This window comes from Tepidiforma flava (genome assembly GCF_027594505.1).
Taxonomy (GTDB): domain Bacteria; phylum Chloroflexota; class Dehalococcoidia; order Tepidiformales; family Tepidiformaceae; genus Tepidiforma; species Tepidiforma flava.
The window spans coordinates 461,364-474,752 of record NZ_CP115149.1; the positions used below are offsets into that span (position 1 = coordinate 461,364).

Below are 13,389 nucleotides of genomic sequence, written 5' to 3' on the forward strand. Positions count from 1 at the left end.
CGGCGTTCAGTTTGCCTCGGCGGCGCGGTCGAGGAACGGGCGGACGGCGGCGGCGAGGGCGGCGTGGTCCGGGTGTTCGAGGCGGGGGTCGCGGGCGAGGACGCGCGCAGCGAGGCCGCGGGCGCGGAGGAGGATATCGCGGTCGGTGAGGCGGGCGACGCGGAGCATGGTGTTCGTGCCGCTCTGGAGGCGGCCCCAGGTTTCGCCTTCGCCGCGCATGCGGAGGTCGACCTCGGCGAGAGCGAAGCCATCGGTGGTTTCGCACATGGCGTTGAGCCGCTCGCGGGCGTCGGGGCCCGGGTCTTCCTCGCTGGAGAAGAGGATGCAGTAGCTCTGCTTCGCGCCGCGGCCGACGCGGCCCCGGAACTGGTGGAGCTGGCTGAGGCCGAACCGTTCGGCGCCCTCGATGACGATGACGGTCGCGTTGGGGACGTCGATGCCGACTTCGATGACGCTGGTGGAAACGAGGACCTGGGCTTCGTTGCGGGCGAAGCGCTGCATCGCTTCGTCCTTCTGGCGGGCAGACATGCGGCCGTGGAGAAGTTCGACGGCGTAGCCCGCCAGCGGGCCGGAGCGGAGGAATTCGTACTCCTCTTCGGCGGAGCGGACCTCGAGCGACTCGGATTCCTCGACGAGCGGGCAGATGACGTAGACCTGTTCGCCGGCATCGAGGCGCTTGCGGAGGAAGCGGTAGGCGTCGTCGCGCTCATCGGGGCGGTACCAGCGGGTGCGGATGGGCTGGCGGCCGGGGGGCAGCTCATCGAGGGTGGAGACTTCGAGGTCGCCGTAGACGGTGAGGGCGAGGGTGCGGGGGATTGGGGTGGCGGTCATGACGAGCAGGTGGGGGTTGCGGCCCTTCTGGCGGAGCCGGGCGCGCTGCATGACGCCGAAGCGGTGCTGCTCATCGACGACGGCGAGGCCAAGGCGGGGGAACTGGAGGTCGTCTTCGATGAGGGCGTGGGTGCCGATGACGATGTCGGCGCCGCCGTGGGCGGCATCGCCGCGGACCTGCGCTTTCTGTGCCGGGGTGAGGGAGCCGGTGACGAGCAGGACGCGGAGCGGGCGGCCGAGCCACGGGGGGCTGAAGACGCCGTCGAGCGCGGAGAGCTCGCCGCCGCCGAGGAGCCGCGCGAGGGAGCGCTCGTGCTGCTCGGCGAGGATTTCGGTCGGGGCCATGAGGGCGGCCTGGAAGCCCGAGGCGACGGCGGCGAGCATGGCGGCGAAGGCGACGACCGTTTTCCCGGACCCGACGTCGCCCTGCAGGAGGCGGAGCATCGGGTTGGGGCCGCGGAGGTCGCGCTCGATTTCGGCGAGGGCGCGCTGCTGGGCGCGGGTGAGGGGAAAGGGGAGGGCCTCGAGGAAGCCGCTGCGCAGCGGGCCGAAATCGATGGCCGGGGCGTCGTCGTTCCGCTGCCACTCGGCGCGGCGGATGAGGACGGCGCACTGCACGGCGAGAAATTCGCCGAGCGCGAGGCGCTGGCGGGCAGCCTCGGCGTCCTCGGCTTTGGCGGGGGCGTGGTAGGTGCGAATGGCCGCGGCGATGGGGGGGATGCCTTCTTCGCGCCTGAGCCACGCAGGGATGGGGTCATCGACGAGGTCGGCGGCGAGGTCGACGGCGCGGGCCACGGCGGCGCGGATGGTCTTCTGGCCGAGGCCGGCGGTGGCGGGATAGACGGGCTCGAGGCGGGCGAAGGCGTCGCCGCCGCGTTCGAGCTGCTCGAACTCGGGGTTCTCGAGCTGGAGGCGGCCGCGGTAGCTGCGCACGCGCCCGGCGAGGACGAGCCGGTCGCCTTCGCGGAGGTTGCGGGCGACGTACGGCATGTTCCACCAGACGACGGGGAGCGCGCCGGTGCCGTCGGCGACGAGGGCGCGCGCGCCGCGGACCCGGCCGCGGACGCGGAACTCGGCGATATCGAGGAGTTCGCCGACGATGGTCTGGAGCTCGGAGCCGGGCTGGAGGTCGGCGATGCGGCGGAGGTTGGTGTAGTCGTTGAAGCGCCGGGGGAAGAGGAAGACGGCATCGCCGACGGTCGCAACGCCGAGTTTTTCGAACCGGGCGGCCGCGCCGCGGGGCAGGCCGGGAAGGGCGGCGATGGGGCTGGCGGGGGTGATGGGCGGGGGCGGGGGCGGCGCTTCGGCGGGCCGGGGCTGCTTGCGGCTTGCCGGCGCGGCGGCAGGCCGGGGCGCGACGCCGCCGAGCGCGGCGAGCACGCCATCGACCCAGCGCTCCCGTTCCCCGGCGGGCAGCGCGCGGTAGCCGCCGGGCGGCAGCTGGCGGACGGCGGCGGCGAGCGGCGAGCCGCGGAGCTGGCCGTCTTCGCTGAGCTGGATGAGAAGGCGGTCGAGGCCGCCGAGGACGGCGGTGTTGCGGCAGCCGCCCTGCCGCTCGAGTTCGAACACCCGGCGGAGGCGGGCAGTATCGAGCGCGCGGGCGGGGCCGCTCATTCGCGGGCGAGGGCAGCGACGCCGAAGGCGCCGGGGCCGGTGTAGGTGCCGACGACGGGGCCGAGGTAGGCGGCGTGGAGCGCGGTGTGCGGGAGCTGCGGGCGGAGGCGCTCGATGGCGGCCTCGGCCTCTGCGGGGAGGTCGCCGTGAGCGATGAACATCTCTTTCGCGCGGGGCATGCCGGCGGCGAGTTCGAGGATGCGCTCGTGGGCGCGGGCGCGGGTGCGGACCCGTTCGAAGGGGGCGACCTCGCCCTGGTCGACGGTGAGGATCGGCTTGATGCTGAGGATCGAGCCGATGAGCGAGCGGGCGCGGCCGATGCGGCCGCCGCGCTGGAGGTATTCGAGCGTATCGACGGCGACGTAGACGGTGACGCGGTCCATGGCGCGGCGGGTGACGGCGACGACGTCGCTGAGGGAGGCGCCGGCCGCGGCCGCCCGCGCGGCTTCGAGCACGATGAGCCCGAGGCCGACGCTGACGTTGTAGGAATCGATGAGGTCGATGTGGAGGTCGTGCTTGAGGGTTTCGCGGGCGACGGAGGCGGAATTGAGGGTGCCGGAGAGCTTCGAGGAGATGTGGATGGAGACGATCTCGGCACCGTCGGCGGCGGCAGCGCGGTACGCCTGCTGGAAGCGCTCGACGGAAGGCTGGCTGGTCCGCGGGAGGACGTTTGACGACCGGAGCCGCTGGTAGAAGTCGACCGGGGTGATGGCGGCGCCGTCTTCGAGCGCTTCATCGCCGAAGATGACCGTGAGGGGCACGACGGTGATGCCGTGCTCGGCAGCGAGCGCGGGCGGGAGGTCGCAGGTCGAATCGGTGACGATGCGAACGGTCATAATTGTTCAGGCGCCTATGCGGGAGAGTATAAGGGTTCGCGCCGGGCGGGTAGAATAGCGGCTCATGACGACGGTAAAGCTGGCGCCTTCCATCCTGACGGCCGATTTCGGGCGGCTGGCCGACGAAGTGCGGGCAGCGGAAGCGGGCGGGGCGGATATGCTGCACCTCGACGTGATGGACGGGCGGTTCGTCCCGAACATCACGTTCGGCGCGCTGGTGGTCGAGGCGCTGCGGAAGGTGACCTCGCTGCCGTTCGATATCCACCTGATGACGGTGGAGCCGGAGCGGCTGATCGACCAGTTCGCGGAGACGGCAGACATCATCAACGTGCACATCGAGGTGTCGCCGCACATCAACCGGACGCTGGACGCGATTCACCGGCTGGGAAAGAAGGCGGGGGTGTGCATCAACCCGGGGACGCCGGTGGCGGCGATCGAGGAGTCGCTGCCGGACGCGGACCAGGTGATGGTGATGACGATCAACCCGGGCTGGGGCGGGCAGCAGATGATCCGGCGGCAGCTGGAGAAGGTCGCGCAGATCCGGCGGCTGCTCGACGCCGGCGGGTTCGGCGCCGACATCGAAATCGACGGCGGGGTGAAGGCGCACAACGCGGCGGACTGTGTCCGCGCGGGCGCGACGGTGCTGGTGTGCGGGAGCTCGGTCTACAACGCGGAGAAGAGCGTGGCGGAGAACCTCGCCGACCTGCGCCGGGCGGTCGCGGGAACGTAGCCCTCAGCGGATGGTGACCCCGGCCTCGCGCAGGCGGGCGAGCAGGCCGATGGCCTCCTCGAGCTCGGGGTCGCGCTCGTGGGCCTGGCCTTCGTAGAGCAGGTAGTCGAGGTCGCCGGCGGTGTAGCCGTACCGTTCGAGGATGTCGAGCGCCTGGCGGACGGCTTCCTGCGTATCGGGGACGTGACGGGCGACCCAGTCGTCGGTGGTGCGCATGGCGGTCCTCCGTCGGGCGGGTACGGCCAGTGTGCCACAGCGCGGCGAGGCATGCGGGGGCCGGAGGACCGCGGATCCGGGCCCATCGGGCGAAACCCTGAATTTCGCGGCCGGCGCCGTTTTGTCACTCAATGTCCACCCTGTTCACCCGATTGTCACCGTAGAAGCCCGGGAGGGCGGCAACCTCGCCGGGGCGATATCACCCAGCCAGCCGGGCATGGACCGGCGAAGGAGCACGACGATGACTCGCATCATGACGAACGTGAGCGCCATCAACGGGCAGCGCAACCTTGCGAAGACGGGCCTGAAGATGGGGAAGACGCTGGAGAAGCTGGCGAGCGGCTACCGCATCAACCGGGCCGCGGATGACGCGGCGGGGCTCGCCATCAGCGAGAAGATGCGGGCGCAGATCCGGGGCAACAAGCAGGCGCTCCGGAACGCGCAGGACGGGATTTCGATGCTGCAGACCGCGGAGGGCGCGATGGACGAGGTGCACGCCATCCTCCAGCGGATGCGGGAGCTGGCGGTGCAGGCGGCGAACGGCACCTACGCCGACAACGGCCCGGAGCGGACGAGCATCGGCGAGGAGATCGTGCAGCTGCGGAAGGAGATCGACCGGATCGCGTACAGCACGGAGTTCAACGGGCAAAAGGTGCTGACGGGCGCGCTTTCGAGCGTCTCGGCGGGCGTGGCCGCGACGAACCTCGTGCAGGGGGAGACGATCGGCTACGCGAACGCCGGCGCCGCCGCGACGCACCTCGTCTCGGGCGACCCGCTGCCCTCGGGCGGCACACGCACGGTGACCTTCAGCACCGCGCCGGCCGGCGATTACGTCTTCGTGAACAACGGCGGCGTGCTCGAGATGCGCCTCGGCAGCGCGAGCGGGACGCTGGTTGCGACGGCGGCCGGGTTCGCCTCCGGGTCGACGATCCCGGGCGGCTCGGCAGGCTCGGTGGTCTTCAGCAACGGGTTCACGCTGACGATTACGACGGACCCGGGCGCGTACTCGTGGACGAGCTTCCTGGCGGACATGGCGGTGGGCGGGAACTCGAACCTTTCGATCAACGGGCTCACGGCGACGACCATCACGGCGACGACCGCGCGGCCGCAGACCTACACGTTCACCTCGCCGGGCGCCGGCCAGCTGACGCTGACGGGGGCTGACGGCACTTCGCAGACGCTCACCATTACGAACATGGCGCCGAACGAAACGCGGACGCTGGACTTCAACCAGCTCGGCGTGAGCGTGACGCTGCAGACGGGGCCTGCGGGGCGGACGGCGGCGCAGGTCATCACCGACCTGACGGGCGCGACGAACAATACGATCATCATCGAGGGGACGGGGAACACGTCGACGCTGCAGGTGGGCGCGAACGTGCCGGATACGCTGCAGCTGGAGTTCGTCAGCATGCTGAGCGAGAACCTCGGTTCGCCGGCGTACAAGCTGGGCGGGCCGACGGGGCTCATCACGACGCTGGGCGACCAGGTGGTGAAGACGATCCAGGACGCGCACAACCTGATGAGCGCGCTGGACGGGGCGATCCAGACGCTGAACAGCCGGCGCGGCACGCTCGGCGCGGCGCAGAACCGGCTCGAGCACACGATCAACAGCCTCGGCGTGGCCGTCGAGAACCTCACGGCGAGCGAGAGCCGGATCCGGGATGCGGACATCGCCGAGCTCTCGAGCGACCTGGTGGCATCGAACATCCTGCAGTCGGCCGGCGTGGCAGTGCTGGCGCAGGCGAACCAGACGCCGCAGGCGGTGCTACAGCTGCTGCAGCGCTAATCCGCGGACTGATCGAGGCCGCTCTCCCGGGACGGGGAGGTCACCCAGGGTGACCTCCCCGTTTGGCGTTTGGGCCGGTGACAGGCGGGAGAATTGCCACCTGTCATCCACCGGCGGCACGGATTCGTCACCGGCGTACCCCCTGCGGTTCCCGTCCTGCACCCCTAATCGTTCGTGACGGCGGCGATAACCAAGGCGTCACGCCTGCCCAAAACCACGCGGGGCAGGGCCGGGGGCTTCCCCCGGAGCAGAAAGGAAGGGGAGACGCAGGATGTCTTCGATCGTCACGAACGTTGCTGCCCTCAACGGTCAGCGCAACCTCAACATCACGGCGGCGAAGATGGGGAAGGTGCTGGAGAAGCTCTCCAGCGGCTACCGCATCAACCGCGCCGCCGATGATGCCGCCGGCCTCGGCATCTCCGAGAAGATGCGCGCCCAGATCCGCGGCAACAGCCAGGCCATCCGCAACGCCAAGGACGGCATCTCGATGATTCAGACCGCCGAAGGCGCCATGGACGAGATCCACTCCATCCTCCAGCGCATGCGCGAGCTGGGCGTCCAGGCCGCGAACGACACCTACGACAGCGCGGCCCGGACCTCGATCGGCACGGAGATCATGCAGCTGCGGCAGGAGATCGACCGGATCGCGAACGCGACGAGCTTCAACGGCCAGAACCTCCTGACCGGCGCCCTCACCGGCACCCTCGGCGGCGCCACCGGCACCGACCTCGTCGTCAACGATGCCGTCGGCGCGGCCATCGCCACCGAAATCAACGTCGCTGGCGCCAAGCCCGGCACCTATACCTTCAGCTACAACAGCTCCACCGACGAGCTCACCCTCACCGGCCCCTCCGGCCAGGCCCAGGTCATCACCGTCTCCGCTATCGCCGCCAACGGCTCCCAGACCCTCAACTTCAACCAGCTCGGCATCTCCATCAAGCTCAACTCCACCGCCGGCGAAACCGCCGACAACATCGGCGCCGCCCTCACCACCGCCGCCAACGACACCATCGTCGTCACCGGCTCCGGCGCCGCCGCACTCCAGGTCGGCGCCAACACCACCGCCTACGACGTCATGAACGTCTCCTTCAACGACGTCCGCGCCACCCAGTCCACCGGCCTCAACCTCCTCTCCGGCGGCGGCGTCGACTGGACCAGCGCCTCCACCATCGTCGCCTCCAACACCGCCGCCCAGGCCTTCATCAACCAGATCGACGCGGCGATCACCACCCTCAACACCCGCCGCTCCGACCTCGGCGCCGCCCAGAACCGCCTCGAGCACACCGTCAACAGCCTCGGCGTCGCCGTCGAGAACCTGACGGCCAGCGAGAGCCGCATCCGCGACGCCGACGTCGCCCAGCTCTCGACGCAGCTGGTGAGCAGCCAGATCCTGCAGCAGGCGGGCACGGCGGTCCTGGCGCAGGCGAACCAGTCGAGCCAGGCGGTCCTCAGCCTCCTCCGGTAAGCCGGCGGTAACGGCGGCACTCCCCTGGGGCGGCCCTCCCGGTGACGGGAGGGCCGCTTCGCTGCGGGCGGTGTTCACCTGATAGCAACCGGGCAGCCCCGATCCGTCCACCGCAGCCACCTGTTCGCCACCGGCCGTCCCCGGAATCGCCCCCCGACGCCGGTTCGCCACCGGGCGATACCCAAGCTGACACCAACGCCACCGAGGTGGCGCCGGCGGCAACGCCGGGGGAACAACGAAGGGGAGAACAGGTAACATGTCGTCGATCGTCACCAACATCGCCGCGCTCAACGGGAACCGGAACCTGAGCATCACGAACGCGAAGATGGGGAAGGTGCTGGAGAAGCTCTCCAGCGGCTACCGCATCAACCGCGCCGCCGATGATGCCGCCGGCCTCGGCATCTCCGAGAAGATGCGCGCCCAGATCCGCGGCAACAGCCAGGCCATCCGCAACGCCAAGGACGGCATCTCGATGATCCAGACCGCCGAAGGCGCCATGGATGAGATCCACTCCATCCTCCAGCGCATGCGCGAGCTGGGCGTCCAGGCCGCGAACGACACCTACGACACGGCCGCGCGGACGTCGATCGGCACGGAGCTCATCCAGCTGCGGCAGGAGATCGACCGGATTGCGAACGCGACGAACTTCAACGGCCAGAACCTCCTGACCGGCGCCCTCACCGGCACCCTCGGCGGCGCCACCGGCACCGACCTCGTCGTCAACGATGCCGTCGGCGCGGCCATCGCCACCGAAATCAACGTCGCTGGCGCCAAGCCCGGCACCTACACCTTCAGCTACAACAGCTCCACCGACGAGCTCACCCTCACCGGCCCCTCCGGCCAGGCCCAGTCATCACCGTCTCCGCTATCGCCGCCAACGGCTCCCAGACCCTCAACTTCAACCAGCTCGGCATCTCCATCAAGCTCAACTCCACCGCCGGCGAAACCGCCGACAACATCGGCGCCGCCCTCACCACCGCCGCCAACGACACCATCGTCGTCACCGGCTCCGGCGCAGCCGCACTCCAGGTCGGCGCCAACACCACCGCCTACGACGTCATGAACGTCTCCTTCAACGACGTCCGCGCCACCCAGTCCACCGGCCTCAACCTCCTCTCCGGCGGCGGCGTCGACTGGACCAGCGCCTCCACCATCGTCGCCTCCAACACCGCCGCCCAGGCCTTCATCAACCAGATCGACGCGGCGATCACCACCCTCAACACCCGCCGCTCCGACCTCGGCGCCGCCCAGAACCGCCTCGAGCACACCGTCAACAGCCTCGGCGTCGCCGTCGAGAACCTGACGGCCAGCGAGAGCCGCATCCGCGACGCCGACGTCGCCCAGCTCTCGAGCGAGCTCGCGAGCAAGACGATCCTGCAGCAGGCCGGCGTGGCCGTCCTGGCGCAGGCGAACCAGTCGGCGCAGAGCATCCTCAGCCTCCTCCGCGGCTAAGCGGCGGGCTGACCGCCAGCTGAGGGGCCCCCGGGACTCCACCCGGGGGCCCCGTTTTCGTCCGGCGGCCGCGGCTCAAGGTGGGGGAGCGGCGGGCCGATGATCAGGTAGTTTCCGGAAAGGAACGGCGTCATGCGCGAGCTTAGACTCGAAGGCATCGCCCCGGTGGGGATTTCGCCGGCCCCGGCGTCGTGGAGCCAGGGCGGCGGACGCGACCGGCGGATGCCGCGTCCGCGGCAGGACGGCGGCAACCGGGAGCGGATGATTCGGATGCTGGCGCCGGGCCGCGACCCGGGGACGCTGGAACTGGAGTACGTCGTGGACCACGAGGGGATGATGGTCGCCATCCAGGTTCGCGACGCCCGGACGGGGGACGTCATCGCGCGGGTGAGGGCAGAAGACCTGTGGCGGCTGGCGAGCGAAGAGGCAGCCGGAGGACTTTTGCTGGAACGGCGAGGTTAGGCGATGAGCGACCCGGTGCGGATCGGCGGGTTCTACGCGAATTTCGACACGGAAGCCGTCATCAAGCAGCTGACGGCCATCCGGATGCGGCAGGTGACGCTGCTCGAACAGAAGGGGGCGGACAACCAGGCGCGGAAGGCGGCCGTCAACGCCGTGCAGACGGCGATGCGGGCCTTCCTCGACCGGGTGAAGGCGCTGGCCGCGCCCCAGTCCGTCAGCGGGATGACGGCGACCTCCAGCGGGACGGCGGTCACGGCGGCGGCGCTGCCCGGCGCCCAGCCCGGGAGCTTCACGGTCAGCGTGAGCCAGCTGGCGACGGCGACCCGGCTCCAGGGCACGCCGATCTCGGCGGGGCTCGATGCGGCGAAGCCGATGAACCAGTCGAACTTCGGGACGGCGCCGACGAACGGGACGTTCACGATTGCGACGCAGTTCGGCGGTTCGCAGACGTTCACGGTGGGGCCGGCGGCGGCGCAGACGAGCGTTGCGCTGCAGTCGGCGAACATCGACATGGCGGTGACGAGCGGGACGTTCACGGTCGGGACGACCGGCGGCGGGACGGCGGTGATCACCATCGACGTGACGACGGACTCGCTGGACGACGTGGTGAACCAGATCAACAGCGCAGGGGTGGGGCTGACGGCGAGCATCGTGAACGACGCGAACGGGCGGGCGAACCGGCTGCAGCTGACCTCCAGCAGCGGCGACGTGATCGTCGGCGGGGTCGGGGACACCTCGAACTTCCTCTCGGCGATGCGGCTGCTGAGTTCGGCGCCGGGGACGACCCGCACGGGCGAGGCGTTTACGAAGCAGATGACGCTGAACGATGTCATCGCCGACATCAACGCGAGCGGCATCGGGGTGACGGCGAGCCTGGCGAACGACAGCTACGGGCGGCCGAACATCCTGACGGTGACCTCGACACAGGGGAACATTTCGTTCGGGAGCGGCAGCGACACCTCGAACTTCCTCGCCGTGACGGGGCTGCTGACCTCGGCGCCGGGCACGACGCGGTCGAGCGCGAACCCGATCGCGCGGCTCAGCACGGCCGCGAAGCTGCAGGATGCCGGGCTGAACGGCGGCCCGCCGAACGCGGGCGACCAGGCGATCGTGATCAACGGGGTGAGCATCAGCTACAACGCGGCAACGGATTCGCTGACGGACGTCATCGCGCGGATCAACGCGAGCGGCGCGGGCGTGACGGCGCGGTATGACTCGCTCACGGATACGGTCCGGCTGCAGAACAAGGCGACGGGCGACCTGATGCTCACGGTCGAAGATGCGCCGGGCGGGAATCTCGCGGCGAAGCTCGGGCTGACGACCGGGACGGTGACAGCCGGGCAGAACGCGCAGTACAGCATCGACGGCGGACCGGTGCAGGAGTCAGCCTCGAACGCGGTGACGTTCAGCGGGACGACGCTGACGCTGAAGGAGGTCACGACCGCGCCGGTCACGGTGACCGTCGGGCAGGACACGACATCGGCAGCGAACGCGATCAAGGCGTTCGTGACCGAGTTCAACAACGTGATGAAGGCGATCGACGTGGCGACGAAAGCGGACGGTTCGAAGACGAACAACCAGTCGGGGCCGCTGAGCGGGGATTCGTCGCTGCGGCAGCTGAAGTCGGACCTGCGGAGCATCATCACGAGCCCGGGGACGAACCTGCAGGGCGGGTTCACGACGCTGTCGCAGATTGGGCTGACGTTCGGCGCTATCGGGTCGGCCGTGGGGACCACGAACACGCTCCAGTTCGACGAGGCGAAGTTCGCGGAGGCGGTGCGGACGAACCAGGCCGGGGTGCAGGAGCTGCTGAGCCGGCTCAGCCTCTCGGCGACGCTGCAGCCGGGCGGGACGGGTTCGCTGACGGGCATCAGCGGCACCTACGCGGGGCTGGAGCCCGGGACGTGGGCGATTACGGACGACGGGGCGGGCAACCTGACCGCCGTCTTCACGCCGGCGAACGGCGGGCCGACCATTTCGTCGTCAGGGACGATCGCGCCGAACGGGACGAACGGGAACCTGATCCCGGGGCTGACGCTGACGGCGGGGCCGACGCTGCAGGCGGGTTCGCACACGATCACCGTCGGGGCGACGGCCGAGAGCGTCGTGCAGCGGCTGAAGCGGTTCGCGGAGAACCAGGCGGGCGTCGGCGGGTCGCTCGACAAGCGGAAGGCGACGTATGACCGCATCGGCTCGGACATCTCGGAGCGGATTGCGACGCTGGAGAAGCGGATCGAGGCCGAGATGGAGCAGCTGCGGCGGAAGTTCGCGGCGATGGAGCAGGCGCAGGCGCGGGCGCAGAGCGTGCTCGGGAGCCTGCAGCAGCTGGCGAACCATCTGGCCGCGAACAACGGACAGAAGTGAGGCGCGATGCCCATTCAGGGGCGCTGATTTCGGCCGACAACTGAAACGACACGCACGAGGGAGAACCACCAGATGACCAGCAACCCGTACGCCGCCTACCGCACCGTGGAGACGCTGACCGCGGACCCGGTCACGCTGACGACGATGCTCTTCGACGGGGCGGTGAAGGCGCTGCGGAAGGCGCGCCTGCACTGGGAGAACGGCAACCGGCAGGGGTTCAACGACGAGACGAACCGGGCGTACCTGATCATCGGGGAGCTGCGGGCGACGCTGGACATGAGCCAGGGCGAGCTGGCGGAGAACCTCGCGGCGATCTACGCCTACTGCCTGCGGCGGATCGTGGAAGCCTCGCTGGGCGACCTCGCGAAGCTCGAAGAAGTGGAGCGGCATATCGGGCAGATCGGCGAGGCGTGGAAGACGGCGACGGCGCAGCTGCGGGCGCAGGCGCAGGGCGGCGCGGTGCGCGGCGCCGAAGCGGCGGCCTGATGGACGGCCGGCGGCCGGTCGAGCGGGCGCTGGAGCTGGCGCGGGAGCGGCTCCGGCTGCTGGAGGCCGGCGGGGAGTTCGAGGGGCTCGAGACGCTGGATGCCGACCTCGCGGCGGCCTGCGCGGCGGCCGGGGCCGACCTCCGCGCAGGCGACGCCCCGCTGATCGAGGAGCTGCTGGCAGTCCACGCGGCAGCAGACCGCCTGATTAGCGCGGAGCTGGCAGCGCTGGGGGCCCGGATGCGGCGGCTGCGCGAGGGCCAGGCGGGGAGCGCCGCCTACCGGGCCGGCGCGTAAGCGGCGCGTAAACGGTTCGAAAGCCCGGGATAACCGCCCGTGAAGAATCGGCAGGGTCACCGGTTCGTCACCCCGGCGTCATCGGATAGCGCCTGACCGACAACCTGGCGGCGATCAAGATTGCCCCGCGCGCTGCCGACACTCTGGACAGCGCGCAGCCGCGGGAGGAGACACGGAGACCTATGGCGGGCAAGGCGGCAAAGGGCCAGCGGGGCTCGACCCTCGTTGCGACGGGCATGGTGCTCGCCGCAGGGGCCATCGCCTGGTTCGGCGGGCGGGCGCAGCCGGCCGCCCCCGCGGGCCCGGCGGAGACGGCGACGCTGCCGGGGCGGGCAGCCGAGGCCGCGGCGCCAGCGGCGGTGCGCGCGGTATCGAACGGCGGCCTGCCGACCCGCATCGTGGTGCCGGCAGCGGGCATCGATGCGCCAGTCGTCGAGGTCGGCGTGGTGGTGGAAGACGGCACCGCGCGCTGGGAGACCGCGTGGCACGCAGCGGGCCACCACCTGGATTCGGCGATGCCCGGCCAGCCGGGGAATATGGTGATCAGCGGCCACGTTTCGGTTGCCGACCGGCGGAACCTGGCCGTGTTCGCGACGCTGCACCGGGTAAAGGCCGGGGATGCGGTCGTGGTGTACGCGGGGGAACGGGGATACCGGTACATCGTAGAATCGATTGCAGTGGTCGACCCGGACGCCGTGGAGGTGCTGCGTTCGGATGCGCGGGCGACGGTGACGCTGATCACCTGCACGCCCGACCTGCGGCACCGCCTGGTGGTCACCGGGCGGCTGGTCGGCGAGGTTTCGCCGGGAGACCCGGCATGAGCCGGGGCAGCGATGGGGAGGAGAGGCCGC

General features: G+C 70.4%; 13 protein-coding genes. 10 read left to right on the forward strand and 3 right to left on the reverse strand.

Going from position 1 to position 13,389, the window contains the following annotated elements:
• Nucleotides 1-6: 6 nt before the first annotated feature.
• Both recG and fakB read right to left on the reverse strand, forming a co-directional pair.
• Nucleotides 7-2,445: an ATP-dependent DNA helicase RecG gene (gene recG / locus O0235_RS03020; RefSeq protein WP_270057066.1), complete on the reverse strand. Its 2,439-nt coding sequence runs from the start codon at nt 2,443-2,445 to the stop codon at nt 7-9.
• Nucleotides 2,442-3,281, reverse strand: coding sequence for a DegV family protein (gene fakB, locus O0235_RS03025; RefSeq protein ID WP_270057067.1), 840 nt, complete (start codon nt 3,279-3,281; stop codon nt 2,442-2,444). The genes recG and fakB overlap by 4 nt, the downstream gene beginning before the upstream one ends.
• Before the next feature lie 64 nt (nt 3,282-3,345).
• Between fakB and rpe the strand changes: the two genes are divergently transcribed.
• Nucleotides 3,346-4,011 (forward strand): ribulose-phosphate 3-epimerase, encoded by a 666-nt coding sequence (rpe, locus tag O0235_RS03030; RefSeq protein WP_270057068.1) that lies wholly within the window; start codon nt 3,346-3,348, stop codon nt 4,009-4,011.
• Nucleotides 4,012-4,014: 3 nt separating this feature from the next.
• Here the strand turns inward: rpe and O0235_RS03035 are convergent, their stop codons facing one another.
• Nucleotides 4,015-4,227 (reverse strand): hypothetical protein, encoded by a 213-nt coding sequence (locus O0235_RS03035; RefSeq protein WP_270057069.1) that lies wholly within the window; start codon nt 4,225-4,227, stop codon nt 4,015-4,017.
• A gap of 241 nt (nt 4,228-4,468) precedes the next feature.
• Between O0235_RS03035 and O0235_RS03040 the strand changes: the two genes are divergently transcribed.
• From O0235_RS03040 to O0235_RS03080, 9 genes are all read left to right on the forward strand, one after another.
• The gene (locus tag O0235_RS03040; RefSeq protein ID WP_270057070.1) at nt 4,469-6,013 is read left to right on the forward strand and encodes a flagellin N-terminal helical domain-containing protein; all 1,545 of its coding nucleotides are present in this window, start codon (nt 4,469-4,471) and stop codon (nt 6,011-6,013) included.
• Between the two features lie 271 nt (nt 6,014-6,284).
• Nucleotides 6,285-7,478 (forward strand): flagellin N-terminal helical domain-containing protein, encoded by a 1,194-nt coding sequence (locus tag O0235_RS03045; RefSeq protein ID WP_270057071.1) that lies wholly within the window; start codon nt 6,285-6,287, stop codon nt 7,476-7,478.
• A 256-nt stretch (nt 7,479-7,734) separates the two neighbouring features.
• Nucleotides 7,735-8,541 carry a flagellin N-terminal helical domain-containing protein gene (locus O0235_RS03050; protein WP_270057072.1) on the forward strand — a complete coding sequence of 269 codons (807 nt, stop codon included), beginning with the start codon at nt 7,735-7,737 and terminating at the stop codon, nt 8,539-8,541.
• Nucleotides 8,538-8,930, forward strand: a complete 393-nt coding sequence (locus O0235_RS03055; protein WP_270057073.1) for a flagellin — start codon at nt 8,538-8,540, stop codon at nt 8,928-8,930. Before O0235_RS03050 ends, O0235_RS03055 begins: the two co-directional genes overlap by 4 nt.
• Nucleotides 8,931-9,062: 132 nt before the next feature.
• Nucleotides 9,063-9,392 (forward strand): hypothetical protein, encoded by a 330-nt coding sequence (locus tag O0235_RS03060; protein WP_270057074.1) that lies wholly within the window; start codon nt 9,063-9,065, stop codon nt 9,390-9,392.
• A gap of 3 nt (nt 9,393-9,395) precedes the next feature.
• Complete coding sequence (fliD, locus tag O0235_RS03065) at nt 9,396-11,756, forward strand: flagellar filament capping protein FliD (RefSeq protein WP_270057075.1); 2,361 nt, start codon at nt 9,396-9,398, stop codon at nt 11,754-11,756.
• A 72-nt stretch (nt 11,757-11,828) separates the two neighbouring features.
• Nucleotides 11,829-12,242 (forward strand): flagellar export chaperone FliS, encoded by a 414-nt coding sequence (gene fliS, locus O0235_RS03070; protein WP_270057076.1) that lies wholly within the window; start codon nt 11,829-11,831, stop codon nt 12,240-12,242.
• A complete protein-coding gene (locus tag O0235_RS03075; protein ID WP_270057077.1) occupies nt 12,242-12,538 on the forward strand; it encodes a hypothetical protein in 297 nt (98 codons plus the stop codon). The genes fliS and O0235_RS03075 overlap by 1 nt, the downstream gene beginning before the upstream one ends.
• A gap of 182 nt (nt 12,539-12,720) precedes the next feature.
• Entirely contained in the window at nt 12,721-13,359 is a 639-nt protein-coding gene (locus O0235_RS03080; protein ID WP_270057078.1) for a sortase, read from the forward strand.
• The last annotated feature ends 30 nt before the right edge of the window (nt 13,360-13,389 follow it).

Coding starts and splice junctions, on each gene's coding strand:
- O0235_RS03080 (WP_270057078.1), top strand. CDS start 12,721: ATGGCGGGCAAGGCGGCAAAGGGCCAGCGGGGCTCGACCCTCGTTGCG.
- O0235_RS03045 (WP_270057071.1), top strand. CDS start 6,285: ATGTCTTCGATCGTCACGAACGTTGCTGCCCTCAACGGTCAGCGCAAC.
- fakB (WP_270057067.1), bottom strand. CDS start 3,281: ATGACCGTTCGCATCGTCACCGATTCGACCTGCGACCTCCCGCCCGCG.
- O0235_RS03075 (WP_270057077.1), top strand. CDS start 12,242: ATGGACGGCCGGCGGCCGGTCGAGCGGGCGCTGGAGCTGGCGCGGGAG.
- O0235_RS03050 (WP_270057072.1), top strand. CDS start 7,735: ATGTCGTCGATCGTCACCAACATCGCCGCGCTCAACGGGAACCGGAAC.
- O0235_RS03040 (WP_270057070.1), top strand. CDS start 4,469: ATGACTCGCATCATGACGAACGTGAGCGCCATCAACGGGCAGCGCAAC.
- O0235_RS03035 (WP_270057069.1), bottom strand. CDS start 4,227: ATGCGCACCACCGACGACTGGGTCGCCCGTCACGTCCCCGATACGCAG.
- O0235_RS03060 (WP_270057074.1), top strand. CDS start 9,063: ATGCGCGAGCTTAGACTCGAAGGCATCGCCCCGGTGGGGATTTCGCCG.
- recG (WP_270057066.1), bottom strand. CDS start 2,445: ATGAGCGGCCCCGCCCGCGCGCTCGATACTGCCCGCCTCCGCCGGGTG.
- fliS (WP_270057076.1), top strand. CDS start 11,829: ATGACCAGCAACCCGTACGCCGCCTACCGCACCGTGGAGACGCTGACC.
- fliD (WP_270057075.1), top strand. CDS start 9,396: ATGAGCGACCCGGTGCGGATCGGCGGGTTCTACGCGAATTTCGACACG.
- rpe (WP_270057068.1), top strand. CDS start 3,346: ATGACGACGGTAAAGCTGGCGCCTTCCATCCTGACGGCCGATTTCGGG.
- O0235_RS03055 (WP_270057073.1), top strand. CDS start 8,538: ATGAACGTCTCCTTCAACGACGTCCGCGCCACCCAGTCCACCGGCCTC.